Genomic DNA, 16608 nt, shown 5'->3' on the forward strand with positions numbered 1-16608 from the left:
AACTTAAACATAAGACTTGTAACGCATCTATTTTAATATATACAATATTAAGCCACACGCATAGCGTATGCTTTATTCCATAATAAAAAGGCAATTTCTATATTATATTAATAGAAATTGCCTTTCTCCATAGTTCAGAAATTTAAATACTTACTGAAACATTTTTAGTTATTTTTCCTTATCTTGCGATTGAGAACCATCTTCTACTGAACGTTCAGCCTTTTGTTGTTTCTCATCATGTGACGTCATTTTTTTACGTTCTTCAAAATTCATTCGACGTTGGTTGGCTGCACTTGGCATTTGTTTACGTCGTTCTTTTTCACGTTGTTTTCGTTCTTTCTTTTCTTGCTTTATGCGTGCTTTTTCTTCTGCACGTTCTTGTTTTTCTCTTTCTTTACGTTGTGCTTCTTCGTATTTCAAGCGTTGTTGTTCTTCATATTCAGCTTGTCTGCGTTGAGCCTCTTCAGCCTCACGTTGTTGTCTTTCTCTTTCCAATGCTTCTTGTTGTTCACGCGTCATTTCATCTTCTTTATGCGCAGTATTATCATTTACAGCATTGCCCTCTTCATCATAAACGCTACTGACATCACCAAAATCGTCTTGTTGTTTTTTATTTTTATAATTATACTTGGCTTGTCTAGATAACACTGCTGGCTCTTCTTCTGAATCGCCATTTGAAGCATTTACCTTTTGTGCCACATCAGAAGAGTATCCACCACGACGTAGTTGATTATCTTCTGAACCTTGTTGCTCTTGAGTAGTTCCTGTGTTAGATTGCGGTTCCTCTCTTACAGGTTCTACCGGCTCACTATAATGACCTTCATTTGTTTGACGTTCAGGACGTTCGTAACGCTCATATGCATCATATGGTTCATCTGCATAATAACCAGGTACAGTTTCAACTTTATCCTTTCTCGCAAACATCATGATTGCTGTGATAAAGAATAGAATCGGTATAATGAGTGGTACAAATAGTAATACTAAAGGTAACGTTATTACAGACGCTACTAAAAATAAAATTCCAGATAATATTCTAATATTCATAGAAATTAAGGCCAAAAATGACACTAATAAACAAATAATGAAATAAACAATTACTGCCCAAATACCATTTTGTAGCCATATTACAAATTGAGTTGTATTTAGACTATTATTCGCGAGTATTTGTTGAATAAAATCATTGCCATTTAAAGATGTCTCTAACCTTTGAATCGATGTATCACTGCTAAATGAAACTAGTGCGATAAACATCGTAATGATGGTTAATAATAGTAAAAATATCCAACTTAACCATCCCAATACTTTTTCAGCTATACGACTCACAGGTCGCCTAACTTGAGTATATTGATCTCCTGACATGTAATCACAACTCCTTATAATGCTTGTCAAATAATTATATCTAATTAATCCTAAAATAACTACTATCTACAATCTATTTTAAGGACATTTTAAAATTTAAAAATCTTTCATTGTATTCACTTAATGCTTCTTTTCCTAAATCTTTATAAACTTCCAATTTAGACTGTGTTTGTTGAGAAGGATAGAAACGGTTATCATGCTTGATTTCAGCTGGTAACGAAGCTCTCGCTGCTTTATTCGGCGTTGCATATCCAACCCATTCTGTATTTTGTTTGTTATTACGTTCATCCAATAAAAAATTCATGAATTTATATGCCCCTGCTTTGTTTTGAGCAGTTTTAGGAATAACCATATTATCGAACCATAAATTTGATCCTTCTTTTGGTACGACGTAATCAAAATCATCATTTTCTTGTACAATTGGTGCTGCCACACCACTCCATACAACAGCAATATTAGCTTCGTGCTGTTCTAGCATCATCGTAACTTCATCACCTACCACACCTTTAACATTAGGACCGAGTTTCGTCAAATTGCTTTCCGCTTCTCTTAGATGTGTGTTATTCGTGTCATTTAAACTATATCCTAATTTGTTGAGTGATAATCCTATAATTTCTCTAGCTCCATCAACAAGTAATATATCATTCTTATATTGTTTGTTATATAAGCTTTGCCAAGAGTCGAATGATGCATTCGGGTAAGCTTTCTTATTATATAAAATACCTACCGTACCAAAAAAGTATGGCATTGAATATTTATTGCCTCTATCATATGGCATATTCATATAATCAGAATCTAAATTTTTAATATTAGGTATCTTTTTATGATTTAAAGGTAATAAAAGATGTTCACTTTTCATCTTTTCTACCGTGTAATCACTCGGAAAGGCCACATCATAATGTGTACCACCGTTACGGATTTTAGCTTCCATAGCTTCATTCGAATCAAATGTCTCATATACTACTTCAATGCCGGTTTCTTTTTGAAACTTTTTGATTAAACTTGGGTCAATATATTCTCCCCAATTATAAACATAAATTTTCTCACCGCTCTTAGTATGTTCTTTAGCAGTATACTTATGACTGATAAATAAACAAATCAAACCAATCAAGATAGAAACAAGTATTAGTTGTAAAAATCGTTTCATCGTTCAATACCTCGCTTCATTTGACCTCTATGTTTGATGAGATTCTGTATTAAGTAATAGCCTAAGACACCTAACAAAATAACCACAAATAGAATCGTAGATATTGCATTAATTTCCATACTAATACCTTTACGCGCCATAGCATAAACCTCAACAGATAAGACGCTGAAACCATTACCAGTAACAAAGAAACTGACAGTAAAATCATCCAATGAATAAGTTAGTGCCATAAAGAATCCTCCAATAATTGCTGGGAATAATTGTGGCAACATGACTTTATTCATAATTTGAAATTCACTTGCTCCTAAATCTCTTGCAGCATCTAGAGTATGATGATTCATTTCATATAATTTAGGTAATACGATAATAACCACAATTGGGATACAAAAGGCAATATGTGAGATTAAGACCGTTGTAAATCCTAACCCTAATCCTGTGAAATGTCCAATTGCTGTAAACATGATTAAAAATGAAGCACCAATCACTACATCAGAAGAAACCATTAATACATTATTCAAAGTAAGTAATGATACACGTATTTTCTTATTTTTTAAATGATACAGTGCAATTGCACCCATCGTACCGATAACAGTAGCAATTGAAGCTGCTAACAAAGCAACTGCAATTGTATTAAAAATGACTGCCATCAACCGATCATCTTGAAATAAATCACGATAATGATCCAGCGTGAAACCTTCAAAGTGTATCATATTACCTGCAGCATTAAATGAATAAACCATCAAAAATAGTATCGGAATATATAACAACGCAGTTAACATAAAGATATATAATTTACCATACCATTTCATGTGATTCACCCTTTTCCATTCGTAGATTTAGTATTTGTAATGATAAGTACAATAGCCATAAAGACAATTAGACATAATGCTATTGTAGAGCCCAGTCCATAGTTTTGAATCACTAAGAATTGTTCTTCTATCGCCGTACCTATATTAATCACTTTATTACCTGCAATCAGTCTAGTAATCATAAACAATGATAATGCCGGAATAAATGTAACTTGTATTCCTGTAAGTACACCTTGTTTTGTTAATGGAATAATGACCTTTCTCAATGTGGTAAATGCATTTGCTCCCAGGTCTGTAGATGCTTGTAGTACGTTATTAGGAATATCTTTCATACTGTTGAAAATTGGTAAAATCATGAATGGAATATAAATATAACTAGCAACAATTAAAAAAGCAGGTGTCGTAAATAACAAATCAGCTTTTGGTAAATGTAGCATAGTCAACACTTGATTGATAATACCATCATGACTGAATATACCAATAAATGCATAGGTCTTTAGCAGTAAATTAATCCACGTTGGTATAATAAGAATTAATAACCATAAACTTTGGTGTTTCGAAGCACGAATAAAATATGCCGCAGGATAACTGATTAGTAATGTGATTATCGTAATTGCTAGAGCATATAAAATAGAATCCCATATCATTTTAAAGTAAGTTGCTGAAAATATTTTTTTATAATTTTCAAAGCTAAAATGACCTTGTAAATCAAAAAATGAAAAATAAATCAACAGCAATACTGGCACAATAATAAACAGTATCATCCATAAAATATATGGTACAAATAAAAATTTATTAATTTGCTTCATTTTCATGCTCCTCATAACTCTCAATACGCTTATCAAATTCCTCTTCTGTTTCACCAGGCACCATAATATGTATTGCTTCTGGATCAAAATATAGTCCTACTTTACTTCCAATTTCAGCCTTTTTAGTGGAATGTATCATCCATTCATAGCCTTTACGATCAATACAGTTTATTTCATAATGGACGCCTCTAAATAACATTGTATCTACCGTGACTTCAAACAAACCTTGTTCTGCTGCTATAAGTGAAATATCTTCAGGTCTAATAACAACTTCAACATGAGTCCCTTCTTCAATTCCCATATCAACACAATCAAAGTCTTGACCGTAAATATTAACAACATAGTCTTTGACCATTTGTCCTTGTACAATATTTGACTCACCAATAAAATCTGCAACAAATCGATTTACAGGCTCATCATAAATATCAGTTGGCGTACCAAATTGTTGTATCTTACCATCTTTCATAACAAAGATATAATCGCTTAACGCTAAAGCTTCTTCTTGGTCGTGCGTTACAAAAATAAACGTAATACCTAATCTGGACTGTATTTCACGTAATTCATACTGCATCTCTGTTCTCAATTTCAAATCTAGTGCCGATAACGATTCGTCCAAAAGTAAAATTTCTGGTTCATTAACAATTGCACGTGCAATAGCTACACGCTGCTTTTGTCCACCACTCATCTCATCAATTGAGCGAGTCTCATAACCAGATAATTTCACTAATGCTAAGGCTTCTTTAACTTTTTGCTTTATTGTTCGCTTATTTAATTTCTTTAATTTTAATCCAAATGCGATATTATCATACACATTTAAATGCGGAAACAAAGCATAGTCCTGGAATACTGTATTTACTTTTCTTTTATTTGCTGGTAAATCATTTATCACTTGGTCTTTGTAAACAATTTCACCATGATCTGTTTGTTCAAATCCAGCAACCAACTTTAAGATTGTTGTTTTTCCACATCCAGAAGGTCCTAATAATGTGTAAAAATGACCCGATTCGATATCTAAATCTATGTTGTCTAAAACAGTTGACCCATCAAACGATTTGCTAACTGATTTAAATGATAATATTGGTTTCATAATTTTTATCCTCCTATAAATAAGATGCAGTAGCAACTACCATAACTCGAGCTTGTGATGTCGATGGATTAAATAGTTTATGTATTTGATTTGCCTTGAAATATAAAGCATCTCCTTGACTCGCATGATACGCTTTATCACCAAGCATCAATGAAATTTCACCTTCTAGACAATAAATAAAAGTATCTGACGGGGATGGCTTAAAGTTTTTATAAGCACTTTTACCTTTCAATGTTAACAATAATGGCTCCATTTCAAACTCATTTGATCTTGTTACAGGCCATGTTAATAAGTAACCTTTATCATATTCATCATAAGTTTTTTGCTCAGCTTGCTTATATAGCACTTTTTCTTCCACTTTAGTTTGAAAAAAATCTCCCGGATTAGTTCCTAATACCTCAAGCACATTTAGAAATGTTTCCATACTAGGTGAAGCATGACCACTTTCAATTTGAGATATATAGCCCTTAGACAAATCCGTGCGTTCTGCCAATTCTTCTTGTGTTAAATTTTTAATACGTCTTAAATCTTTTAATTTTTTACCTATTTCCATAGCGTCACCTATTTTTCAATCTTTCTCATTGCACTCTGAATTTCCAACTTTTTAAAATAGAAATTAAAAAATGCTATATTCTGTTTACTATTATCAAACATTTTGTTTAATGCTTAATAAAAATATCAGAATATAGCAATCATGACAATAGTTATTTATCATTTACACTAAAATATTTTTGTTCTGGTGAACTTTGCACTGCTTTCACTGCTTTATAGCTATTATAGCCACTATTTTTTTCGAATTCTTTGAATATTTGTTTTTCTTCAGCTTTACCTGGCACAACATTTTTAAATTTCTTATATTTATCTATGAGCTGAGTTCCTTCAACTTTTGTTTCGTAATATGCTTCAATTGCGTTAAAAAAAGAAACGACATCCATCATTTCATCATTAGACCAATCTAAATCTATAGGATATTGATATTCCATACTATTAATCCTCCATTCAACCTGACAATATATACTTATTAACCTAAATATATTTTTAAATTAAAAAAATAGCCACTAGTTTGCACCAGTGGCCATTATTCATAAATTGTGTTATAGCACAATTACTATATTACATAGTGTGGATTGGGAATCCAATAGCTTTTTCAGCTGCTTCCATAGACATTTCACCTAATGTAGGGTGAGCATGTACAGTTAACGCTAAGTCTTCAGCATTCATACCAGCTTCAATTGCTAAACCTAATTCAGAGATAATATCAGAAGCACCAGTACCAACAACTTGAGCACCAACTAATGTGTTATCTTCTTTTAATGTTAACAATTTAACGAAACCAGTTGTATCATCTAATGATAATGCACGACCGTTAGCTGCGTATGGGAATTTAGAAGCTTTTACTTCTAAACCTTCTTCTTTAGCTTGAGCTTCAGTGTAACCCACTTGTGCAAGTTCTGGCTCAGTGAAACAAACAGCAGGCATACCGATGTAGTCTACTTCTGAAGCTTCTCCAGCGATAGCTTCAGCTGCAACTTTAGCTTCATAGCTTGCTTTGTGTGCTAATGGTAAACCAGGTACGATATCACCAATAGCATAAATATTGTCAGCAGAAGTACGGCTTTGTTTATCTACTTCTAATAAACCACGATCAGCGAATTTAAGACCAAGTTCTTCTAAGCCTAATTCATCTGTATTTGGACGACGACCTACAGTTACTAATACGTAATCTGCATCAATTGTTTGTTCTTCGCCTTTAACTTCGTATGTTACTTTAACGCCATTATCAGTTTCTTCAGCTGATTTTGCCATAGCTTCAGTTACGATTTCAACGCCTTTTTCTTTCATACCTTTTTTAACAGGTTGAGTCATTTGCTTTTCGAATCCGCCAAGGATATCTTTTGCACCTTCTAAAATCGTAACTTCAGAACCGAAGTTAGCAAATGCAGTACCTAATTCAGAACCGATATAACCGCCACCAACAACGACTAATTTACCAGGAACTTCTTGTAAATTTAATGCGCCAGTTGAGTCGATAACGCGGTTACCAAATTTGAAGTTAGGGATTTCAATTGGTCTAGAACCAGTTGCAATAATCGCGTTTTTAAAGTTATAAGTTTGCGCACTTTTTTCGTCCATAACACGTAAACTGTTGTTATCAACAAAATAAGCTTCACCTTTAACGATTTCAACTTTATTACCTTTTAATAAACCTTCAACGCCACCAGTTAATTTTTTAACTACTGATTGCTTAAATTCTTGAACTTTATCAAATTTTAAAGAAACACTTTCAGCAATTACCCCTAAATTTTCTGAATGTTTTGTTTCATCATAACGATGTGAAGCGTGTAATAAAGCTTTAGAAGGAATACATCCAACGTTTAGACATACGCCACCTAATTCGCCTTTTTCAACGATTGTTACTTTTTGACCTAATTGCGCTGCACGAATTGCTGCAACGTAACCTCCTGGTCCTGCTCCAACTACAATAGTATCTGTTTCAATTGGGAAATCTCCAACTACCATGTTTTACCCCTCCATTAATAATAATTCTGGATTATTTAATAAACGTTTGATATGGTTCATAGCATTTTGTCCAGTTGCACCATCAATTTGTCTGTGGTCAAAGCTTAATGATAATGATAATACTGGTGCTGCTACAATTTCACCATCTTTAACGATTGGTTTTTGAGCAATACGACCAATACCTAAAATAGCTACTTCAGGATGGTTGATAACTGGTGTGAACCATTGTCCACCTGCTGAACCAATGTTACTGATTGTACATGTTGCACCTTTCATTTCATCAGAAGTTAATTTACCATCACGTGCTTTAACAGCTAATTCATTAATTTCATCTGAAATTGCGAACATTGACTTACGGTCAGCATTCTTAACAACAGGTACTAATAAACCTCTATCAGTATCAGCTGCGATACCAATATTCCAGTAATGTTTGTGTACAATTTCGCCAGCTTCTTCATTGAATGAAGTGTTAAGTGCTGGGTATTTTTTAAGTGCAGAAACTAAAGCTTTTACAACATAAGGTAAGAAAGTTAATTTAGTACCTTGTTCTGCTGCAACTTCTTTAAATTTCTTACGGTGATCCCATAACTCTTGAACATCAATTTCATCCATTAATGTTACATGAGGTGCAGTGTGTTTAGAGTTAACCATTGCTTTAGCAATTGCTTTACGCATTGCTGGGATTTTTTCAGTTGTTTCTGGGAATTCGCCTTCAGTAGCAACTGGTGCTGATTGTGTAGCACTTGCAGTTTCTTCAGCTTGAGGTGCTGCTGCACTTTCATTTGAAGCTGTTGCTTGTCCACCATTTAAGTAAGCATCAACGTCTTCTTTAGTAGTACGTCCGTTTTTACCTGTAGCAGCTACAGCTTTGATGTTTACACCGTTGTCACGAGCGTATTTACGAACTGAAGGCATCGCTTTAACACGTTTGCTTTCATCTACGTCTGCATCGTCAGTAGCAACTGGTGCTTCTTCTTTAGCAGTTTCTTCAGCAGCTGGTGCTTCTTCACTTGCAGATTCATCACTATCGCTACCTTTAAATTGCATATCTTCTGCATCAGGTGCATCAATTTTAACAATTGTATCACCAACAACTGCTACTGTACCTTCCTCTACAAGTACTTCTTCGACTGTACCTGAAACAGGAGATGGAATTTCTACAACTGATTTGTCATTTTGGACTTCAGCTAATACATCGTCTTCTTCAATCTGATCTCCAGCTTTTACAAACCACTTTACAATTTCACCTTCGTGGATACCTTCACCAATATCTGGTAATTTAAATTCAAATGCCACGTTATTTCCTCCTAAAAAATCATATTAAGTCAAAATAAGAAAATGAGCGAAAGACATATATGTCAAAACCTCATGCTGTTTTTTATATAAACTTGAAATGAAGTAGGATTTAGCAATAGCTAAAATCCCACTTCTTCAAGGTTATAATTAAAATTCTAATGTTTCTTTTGCTTTTTCAACGATATCATTTTTGTTTGGTAACCAAACATTTTCAGCTTGTGTAAATGGATATACAGTGTCAGCTGCTGCAACACGTGCGATTGGTGCTTCTAATGAAAGAATAGCACGCTCAGCAAGTTCAGATGCAACAGTAGCACCAACACCAGCTTGACGTTGAGCCTCTTGAACGATTACAACGCGACCAGTTTTTTCAACTGATGCTACTAATGTTTCGATATCGATTGGTTGAACAGTTCTTAAATCGATAACTTCTACTGAATAACCGTCTTTTTCAAGTTCTTCAGCAGCTTTTAGTGATTCTTGAACCATAGCACCGTAAGCGATAAGTGTAATATCTGTACCTTCTTGTTTCACACTTGCTTTACCAATTTCAATTGTATACTCTTCTTCTGGAACTTCTTCACGGAAAGAACGGTATAATTTCATGTGCTCTAAATACACGACTGGGTCATTACTTCTGATTGCAGAAATTAATAATCCTTTTGCGTCATATGGATTTGATGGAATTACAACGTGTAAACCTGGAGACTGTGCTAAGATACCCTCTAAGTTATCAGCGTGTAATTCAGGTGTATGCACACCACCACCAAAAGGAGCGCGGATTGTTACTGGTGCTTGTTTTGAGTTACCTGAACGGAAACGTGTACGTGCAATTTGACCTGCAACAGAGTCGAATACTTCAAATACGAATCCTAAGAATTGGATTTCCATTACTGGACGGTAACCTTCAGTTGTTAAACCTAGGGCTAAACCACCGATACCAGATTCTGCTAATGGTGTATCGAATACACGATCTTCACCGAATTCTTTTTGTAAGCCTTCAGTTACACGGAAAACACCACCATTAACACCCACGTCTTCACCGAAAAGTAAAACATTTTCATCGTTTTGTAATTCAGTTTTAAGCGCGTTGTTAATTGCTTGAACCATTGTCATTTGTGCCATTGGTTACTTCGACTCCTTCTCTTTATAGATTTCATATTGCTCTTGTAAATGTTGAGGCATTTCATCGTACATAATTTCCATTAAGTCAGTAACAGTTTGTTTTTCAGTGTTATCTGCTTCTTTGATAGCAGTTTTGATTTCTGCTTTTGCACGTTCGATGACTTCATTTTCTTTTTCTTCAGTCCATAATCCTTTATTTTCAAGGAATTTTCTGAAACGTACTAATGGATCTTTTTTCTCCCATTCAGAATCTTCGTCTGAAGTTCTGTATTTAGTAGGGTCATCTCCAGCCATTGTATGTGGACCATAACGGTATGTTATAGTTTCAATCAATGTAGGACCTTCACCATTAACAGCACGATCACGTGCTTCTTTAGTTGCTTGATATACAGCTAATGCATCCATACCATCAACTTGTAAACCTGGAATACCAACAGAGATAGCCTTTTGAGCTAATGTTGTAGCAGCAGTTTGTTTACTACGTGGTGTTGAAATCGCATAGTTATTATTTTGAATTACAAAAATTGCTGGTGCTTTGTAAGCAGACGCAAAGTTAATACCTTCATAGAAGTCACCTTGTGAAGAACCACCGTCACCAGTATAAGTAATTGCTACAGCTTGTTTACCACGTTTCTTCATACCTAATGCAACACCAGCAGTTTGTACATATTGTGCACCGATAATGATTTGTGGACTTAATGCATTCACACCTTCAGGCATTCTATTCCCTTTGAAGTGACCTCTTGAGAATAAGAAAGCTTCAGTTAAAGGTAAACCATGCCAAATTAATTGAGGCACATCACGGTAACCTGGTAAAATAAAGTCTTCTTTCTCTAATGCGTATTGTGAAGCTAATTGTGAAGCTTCTTGTCCAGCTGTTGGAGCATAGAAACCTAGTCTACCTTGTCTGTTTAATGAGATAGAACGTTGGTCAAGAATACGTGTCCATACCATTCTCTCCATTAGTTCAACGAGTTGTTCATCAGTTAAATCCGGTAATAAGTCTTCATTAACAACATTACCATCTTCATCCAAAATCTGGATCATTTCAAATTGAGACTCAGTATCTTTTAATACTTTCTCTGCATCGAATTGGGCTTGTAATTTCGGAGCCATTCAATTCACCATACCTTTCCCGTATAATAGAAATTCATTTTATCCTCTAGTATTGTATCACAAAACTGTTACACTGTTAAATATTTTAAAAAAGTTCTGTAATACTTAAAATGAGTACAGTTTTAGAACTGTATCATTCTTTTGCACAACTCTGTATTAGTCCTATTTATCGCAATGTTGATACATTACAAGTTACAAAATGTAAGCGCATCCAACAACTATAGTATATCGCGTCATTTTAAAATTTCAAAATATAACTCACCCATTTAACTTATCGTGTCTACTTGTTGCTTTTCATCTTTCACTTTTTTCACTGTATCTGAATATTTTTTAAATGCTTCATTCATTTTTTTGTATGATTCTGATACTTCTTTGGATTTTTTATCTATTTGTGATTGTTCCACATTATCGCCAGATGTATACTCAAACATTGCTTTTTCTTTTTTTAATACATCATCATAGGCATCGGCATATTTTTTATGTGCTTTATATTTATCAAGCTGTGCTTTGTCTAATTTTTTAACCATTTTTTGTTTCTGCTTGTTTTCAATATTATCTATATGCTTTTGACCTTTTTTGTACTGCGCTTCCGACTTATCAAATGCCTTTTCTTCTTTTTCAAATTCATCTTTTCTTTCTTTTACATTATCGACAATTTTCTCAGAAGTTTTTTGTACTTTTTCTTGATTTTTACCACTAACACTTTTAACTAATTTTTGTTTTTCTTGTTCAAGTGTATTTATTTTTTCACCTACAGAATTTACAATTTTTTCCTCATCGTTTGCTTTATCGACTTGTTTATTGTAGTTTTTTATTTCTCCTCTATCAGTTGTGCAACCTGCCATTAAAATTGTAGATGCAAGTAATACACTAACACCGTGTTTAAATTTCATAGTTTGAAATCCTCCTTTATGTGAGTGTTATGTTATATAATATTATATAACAATTCAAATTTATCACTGTATTTTAACTATTAAACTTTGGTATATTTTATATTAAGGAAGGTGTTAGAACAAATGTTAACAATGAAAGACATTATAAGAGATGGACATCCTACTCTTAGAGAAAAGGCTAAAGAAGTTGAATTACCTATATCTGAAGAAGATCGCAATACTTTAAAAGAAATGCGAGAATTTTTAATAAATAGTCAAGACGAAGAGACAGCTAATAAATATGGATTACGCTCAGGTGTTGGTTTAGCTGCACCTCAAATCAATATTTCTAAAAGAATGATTGCTGTATATTTACCTGATGATGGAGAAGGCAGAAGCTATGACCTTATGTTAGTAAATCCTAAAATTGCAAGTCATAGTATTCAAGAAGCATATCTACCAACAGGCGAGGGTTGCTTAAGCGTTGATGAAAATATTCCAGGTCTAGTTCATCGTAAAAACCGAATCACAGTTAAAGCAAAAGACATAGATGGTAACGATGTTCAAATGCGTTTAAAAGGTTATCCAGCTATTATCTTACAACACGAGATTGATCATTTGAATGGCGTGATGTTTTACGATTATATCGATAACGATAATCCACTCAAACCACACCAAGATGCTGTAGAAGTATAGATTGGATGCACTGAAATTATTGTTAAGTTAGTAATTTCTTAAATTCATTTTGAATCAAACAAACGCTTTACATTATATAAAGATGATTAAAGTTAGTATAATTTATCGTACTTTTCCAACTTCTATCACCTTTGCCAATTAATAATTCGTGACACGAGCACATTAATTAACCAGTAAATGACAGTATAATCATTTGCTGGTTATTTTATTTACAATAATTGCATTGTTGATGCACTTCCCAGGACTATGTCTCAAACATCGCCTTAAACTGTCAGGCATCATACTCTGTGGCATTCCACAAAAATACTCTATTTAAAATTTATGTACAGATTATTTTATATAAACCTACTTTCTACTATTATTATAGAATTTCATACATCATCCAAGTCTTAACGTATAACCCAATGATTTATAAATTATCCATTTTAATACAATCTTTTATCAAACCTTAAAAGCATGAACTGTGAGTTAAATTTATTATAGCTATTTTAAAATTCATTTCAGTTCGACATCCTATTTGACTAACAATACTATAGATTGTCATCTTGAAATTATGCTTACACAAAGCGTGCACGTTAAATGTATATTCTCACAACTGAAAATACTGCCAATTTAGACAAACGAATGTAAATTGACAGTATCATAATCCATATTCAGTTTAACGCAACCTGCTCTTAACATTACCAACACGTTGAAACAATGCACTGTTCCAGCCACTTAATCAAGTTAATAATCACTAAAGCCACTTTCAATTACATAAAAACATCTCTACGTTCATTAAACGGAATGTCTAATTTTTGCAATCCTTCCTTCAATTGGTTCAACTCTTGAATATCAATAAACTCAGGATCATGATTATGCTTCACGTAATACTGATTACCACTAATATTATCAACGATTTCACTATAATTAAAAAACATCAATACTTGCTCAGCGCGAATTTCAAATGTAATACCTTCAAAAATTTTATCCGTTCTTTTTTTCTCGTTCTTCACATCTTCAATTATTCTAGTTACTTGTTCCATTCCAATCACCTTCACTTATTCTTCAAACTCAATTTGCTAATTATACTTTCCTTATAATATGTATCTATACTTTATTATCATAAATAAAAATTATAACCTACTCAAGCTTTTAGTAAATTAATTTAAAATTTTCAGAAAATTTTAAGGTTTCATTGCTCTAGCTAACATTAAATTTCACATAAATAATATGGAAAACCATAACTATATTAGCTTACAACAAGATAAAACTGCTTTATTTATTCAACTACATCATGTAAAATGAGATATAACTGAAAATATAAATATATTTGTATTTTTCAAAATGAACGATAATTAAAATAATCCGAAATCATCTAGCAACCATTTGCACATGGTTTACTTATATTTAGTCAATGAAACTACCCCGTACATGATAATTCTCATGTTATTCATACAAAAGTTTGTTTTCATCATCTAAATTAAGGGATTATTTACTATAAAACATTTAATCAAGAATTAGAATCTTAGGAGGAACTATATAATGGCAGTATTTAAAGTATTTTATCAACATAACAAAGACGAAGTGATTGTACGTGAATCAACTCAAACAATTTATGTTGAAGCAGAAACAGAAGAACAAGTAAGAAGATATTTAAAGGAACGTAATTATAATATTGAATTTATTACAAAATTAGAGGGCGCACATTTAGAGTATGAAAAACAATCAGATCATTTCAATGTGGAGAAAGCTGAATAATGAAGCAAATTCATAAAAATGAAGTTGCGGTATACGCGCTTGGAGGCCTAGGTGAAATTGGTAAAAACACTTATGCCGTGGAATATCAAGATGAAATTGTAATCATCGATGCTGGTATTAAATTCCCAGATGATAACCTTTTAGGTATTGATTATGTAATTCCTGATATTACCTATTTAGAACAGAACCAAGACAAAATTGTCGGTCTGTTTATTACTCACGGTCATGAAGATCATATAGGTGGTGTGCCCTACCTACTTAAACAAATCAATGTACCTATATACGGTGGCCCATTAGCCTTAGGTTTAATCCGAAACAAATTAGAAGAGCATCATTTATTACGAACTACTGAGCTCATTGAAATCGATGAAAGTAGTGTAATCAAATCAAAGCATTTTGAAGTGTCATTCTATTTAACAACGCACAGTATCCCAGAAGCTTACGGTGTAATTGTCAATACGCCTGAAGGTAATATTGTTCACACAGGTGACTTTAAATTCGACTTTACTCCCGTTGGAGAACCAGCAAATATTGCAAAAATGGCAAGACTTGGTGAAGAAGGCGTACTGTGTTTATTATCCGATTCAACAAACTCATTAGTACCTGACTTTACGTTAAGCGAACGTGAAGTTGGCCAAAATGTTGAAAAGATTTTCCGAAATTGTTCAGGCCGTATTATATTTGCAACATTCGCTTCTAATATTTATCGCGTTCAACAAGCAGTTGAAGCAGCAATTAAATATAATAGAAAAATTGTTACATTTGGTCGTTCAATGGAAAATAACATTAAAATCGGTATGGAACTTGGCTATATTAAAGCACCACCAGAAACATTTGTTGAACCTAATAAAATAAATAGTATTCCTAAACATGAATTATTAATTTTATGTACTGGTTCTCAAGGTGAACCTATGGCAGCTTTATCAAGAATTGCAAACGGCACTCACAAACAAATTAAAATCATTCCAGATGATACAGTTGTCTTCAGTTCATCACCTATCCCAGGTAACACTAAGAGCATTAACCGTACGATTAATGCATTATACCGTGCAGGTGCAGAAGTCATTCATCATAAAGTGTCGAATATTCATACTTCAGGTCACGGTTCACAAGGTGATCAACAATTAATGTTACGATTAATTCGACCAAAATTCTTCTTACCTATTCATGGTGAATACCGTATGCTAAAAGCGCATGGTCAAACTGGTATTGATTGTGGTGTAGATCCAGACAATGTATTTATCTTTGAAATTGGTGATGTATTAGCACTAACTAAAGATTCTGCAAGAAAAGCTGGACGTATTCCATCAGGAAATGTACTCGTTGATGGTAGCGGTATTGGTGATATCGGCAATGTTGTAATTAGAGATAGAAAATTATTATCTGAAGAAGGTTTAGTAATCGTTGTTGTTAGCATCGATTTCAACACTAATACTTTACATTCAGGTCCTGATATTATTTCACGTGGTTTTGTGTACATGCGTGAATCAGGTCAATTAATATATGATGCACAACGTCGAATAAAAACTGATGTCATTTCAAAATTGAACCAAAACCCAGAAATACAATGGCATCAAATCAAGTCTTCAATTATCGAAACTTTACAACCTTACTTATATGAAAAAACAGCACGTAAACCAATGATTTTACCTGTTATCATGAAAGTTAACGAAGATGGTCAAACACCACCGCCAAGTAAACCAAAAGCAAAAGCAAATAAATCAAACAAACAAAATACAACTAAGAAAAATAATAATCAATCAGAGAAACAACAAGCTAAGTCAACAAAAGTTGCTAAATCACCAAAGAAACCTAAAGCACCTAGAAAGCCTAAACAGCAAAACACAGAATCAGCAACTACGGACGAAAAATAAACGTATCATCGAAATGGTTTCGATGAACATAAAAGACAGTATCTATTACATTGTAATAGATACTGTCTTTTTCATTATTGTTAGTTGATTGTACTATCTTAAATCTCATTCATATAAAGCCAAGTGTCAGGACAAGCTGAAGACTACAGGCTGAAGCT

Annotated in this window: 16 protein-coding genes; 3 read left to right on the top strand and 13 right to left on the bottom strand. The window is 33.3% G+C overall.

What is annotated here, in order from left to right; translation table 11 throughout:
* Positions 1–168 precede the first annotated feature (168 nt).
* From auxB to JN168_RS08720, 12 genes are all read right to left on the bottom strand, one after another.
* Complete coding sequence (auxB, locus tag JN168_RS08665) at positions 169–1359, bottom strand: lipoteichoic acid stability factor AuxB (protein WP_279525777.1); 1191 nt, start codon at positions 1357–1359, stop codon at positions 169–171.
* Between the two features lie 73 nt (positions 1360–1432).
* A complete protein-coding gene (locus tag JN168_RS08670; RefSeq protein WP_042738987.1) occupies positions 1433–2506 on the bottom strand; it encodes an ABC transporter substrate-binding protein in 1074 nt (357 codons plus the stop codon).
* On the bottom strand, positions 2503–3315 hold the full coding sequence (locus JN168_RS08675) for an ABC transporter permease (RefSeq protein ID WP_042738988.1): 813 nt from the start codon (positions 3313–3315) through the stop codon (positions 2503–2505). The genes JN168_RS08670 and JN168_RS08675 overlap by 4 nt, the downstream gene beginning before the upstream one ends.
* A gap of 5 nt (positions 3316–3320) precedes the next feature.
* Positions 3321–4124, bottom strand: a complete 804-nt coding sequence (locus JN168_RS08680) for an ABC transporter permease (protein WP_107513109.1) — start codon at positions 4122–4124, stop codon at positions 3321–3323.
* Positions 4111–5211 (bottom strand): ABC transporter ATP-binding protein, encoded by a 1101-nt coding sequence (locus tag JN168_RS08685; protein ID WP_042738990.1) that lies wholly within the window; start codon positions 5209–5211, stop codon positions 4111–4113. Before JN168_RS08685 ends, JN168_RS08680 begins: the two co-directional genes overlap by 14 nt.
* A 13-nt stretch (positions 5212–5224) precedes the next feature.
* A complete protein-coding gene (locus JN168_RS08690) occupies positions 5225–5764 on the bottom strand; it encodes a helix-turn-helix domain-containing protein (protein ID WP_042738991.1) in 540 nt (179 codons plus the stop codon).
* Between the two features lie 151 nt (positions 5765–5915).
* Complete coding sequence (locus JN168_RS08695; RefSeq protein ID WP_042738992.1) at positions 5916–6194, bottom strand: UPF0223 family protein; 279 nt, start codon at positions 6192–6194, stop codon at positions 5916–5918.
* A gap of 130 nt (positions 6195–6324) precedes the next feature.
* Complete coding sequence (gene lpdA, locus JN168_RS08700; RefSeq protein ID WP_042738993.1) at positions 6325–7731, bottom strand: dihydrolipoyl dehydrogenase; 1407 nt, start codon at positions 7729–7731, stop codon at positions 6325–6327.
* Positions 7732–7734: 3 nt separating this feature from the next.
* Positions 7735–9027, bottom strand: coding sequence for a dihydrolipoamide acetyltransferase family protein (locus tag JN168_RS08705; protein ID WP_042738994.1), 1293 nt, complete (start codon positions 9025–9027; stop codon positions 7735–7737).
* A 147-nt stretch (positions 9028–9174) separates the two neighbouring features.
* A complete protein-coding gene (locus JN168_RS08710) occupies positions 9175–10152 on the bottom strand; it encodes an alpha-ketoacid dehydrogenase subunit beta (protein WP_042738995.1) in 978 nt (325 codons plus the stop codon).
* A gap of 3 nt (positions 10153–10155) precedes the next feature.
* Positions 10156–11268 (bottom strand): pyruvate dehydrogenase (acetyl-transferring) E1 component subunit alpha, encoded by a 1113-nt coding sequence (gene pdhA, locus JN168_RS08715; RefSeq protein WP_042738996.1) that lies wholly within the window; start codon positions 11266–11268, stop codon positions 10156–10158.
* A gap of 266 nt (positions 11269–11534) precedes the next feature.
* The gene (locus JN168_RS08720; protein ID WP_042738997.1) at positions 11535–12161 is read right to left on the bottom strand and encodes a YkyA family protein; all 627 of its coding nucleotides are present in this window, start codon (positions 12159–12161) and stop codon (positions 11535–11537) included.
* Positions 12162–12284: 123 nt separating this feature from the next.
* Here JN168_RS08720 and def point away from each other — a divergent pair, with 123 nt between their 5' ends.
* Positions 12285–12836 (top strand): peptide deformylase, encoded by a 552-nt coding sequence (gene def, locus JN168_RS08725; RefSeq protein ID WP_042738998.1) that lies wholly within the window; start codon positions 12285–12287, stop codon positions 12834–12836.
* Positions 12837–13588: 752 nt separating this feature from the next.
* Here the strand turns inward: def and JN168_RS08730 are convergent.
* The gene (locus JN168_RS08730) at positions 13589–13861 is read right to left on the bottom strand and encodes a hypothetical protein (RefSeq protein ID WP_042738999.1); all 273 of its coding nucleotides are present in this window, start codon (positions 13859–13861) and stop codon (positions 13589–13591) included.
* A gap of 499 nt (positions 13862–14360) precedes the next feature.
* Between JN168_RS08730 and JN168_RS08735 the strand changes: the two genes are divergently transcribed.
* Both JN168_RS08735 and rnjA read left to right on the top strand, forming a co-directional pair.
* Positions 14361–14576 (top strand): DNA-dependent RNA polymerase subunit epsilon, encoded by a 216-nt coding sequence (locus tag JN168_RS08735; RefSeq protein ID WP_042739000.1) that lies wholly within the window; start codon positions 14361–14363, stop codon positions 14574–14576.
* On the top strand, positions 14576–16450 hold the full coding sequence (gene rnjA / locus JN168_RS08740; protein ID WP_042739001.1) for a ribonuclease J1: 1875 nt from the start codon (positions 14576–14578) through the stop codon (positions 16448–16450). The genes JN168_RS08735 and rnjA overlap by 1 nt, the downstream gene beginning before the upstream one ends.
* Positions 16451–16608: the final 158 nt, after the last annotated feature.

Origin of the sequence: Staphylococcus gallinarum (genome assembly GCF_029774255.1) — a bacterium.
Classification (GTDB): Bacteria; Bacillota; Bacilli; order Staphylococcales; family Staphylococcaceae; genus Staphylococcus; species Staphylococcus gallinarum.

Coding starts and splice junctions, on each gene's coding strand:
- auxB (WP_279525777.1), bottom strand. CDS start 1,359: ATGTCAGGAGATCAATATACTCAAGTTAGGCGACCTGTGAGTCGTATA.
- JN168_RS08670 (WP_042738987.1), bottom strand. CDS start 2,506: ATGAAACGATTTTTACAACTAATACTTGTTTCTATCTTGATTGGTTTG.
- JN168_RS08675 (WP_042738988.1), bottom strand. CDS start 3,315: ATGAAATGGTATGGTAAATTATATATCTTTATGTTAACTGCGTTGTTA.
- JN168_RS08680 (WP_107513109.1), bottom strand. CDS start 4,124: ATGAAGCAAATTAATAAATTTTTATTTGTACCATATATTTTATGGATG.
- JN168_RS08685 (WP_042738990.1), bottom strand. CDS start 5,211: ATGAAACCAATATTATCATTTAAATCAGTTAGCAAATCGTTTGATGGG.
- JN168_RS08690 (WP_042738991.1), bottom strand. CDS start 5,764: ATGGAAATAGGTAAAAAATTAAAAGATTTAAGACGTATTAAAAATTTA.
- JN168_RS08695 (WP_042738992.1), bottom strand. CDS start 6,194: ATGGAATATCAATATCCTATAGATTTAGATTGGTCTAATGATGAAATG.
- lpdA (WP_042738993.1), bottom strand. CDS start 7,731: ATGGTAGTTGGAGATTTCCCAATTGAAACAGATACTATTGTAGTTGGA.
- JN168_RS08710 (WP_042738995.1), bottom strand. CDS start 10,152: ATGGCACAAATGACAATGGTTCAAGCAATTAACAACGCGCTTAAAACT.
- pdhA (WP_042738996.1), bottom strand. CDS start 11,268: ATGGCTCCGAAATTACAAGCCCAATTCGATGCAGAGAAAGTATTAAAA.
- JN168_RS08720 (WP_042738997.1), bottom strand. CDS start 12,161: ATGAAATTTAAACACGGTGTTAGTGTATTACTTGCATCTACAATTTTA.
- def (WP_042738998.1), top strand. CDS start 12,285: ATGTTAACAATGAAAGACATTATAAGAGATGGACATCCTACTCTTAGA.
- JN168_RS08730 (WP_042738999.1), bottom strand. CDS start 13,861: ATGGAACAAGTAACTAGAATAATTGAAGATGTGAAGAACGAGAAAAAA.
- JN168_RS08735 (WP_042739000.1), top strand. CDS start 14,361: ATGGCAGTATTTAAAGTATTTTATCAACATAACAAAGACGAAGTGATT.
- rnjA (WP_042739001.1), top strand. CDS start 14,576: ATGAAGCAAATTCATAAAAATGAAGTTGCGGTATACGCGCTTGGAGGC.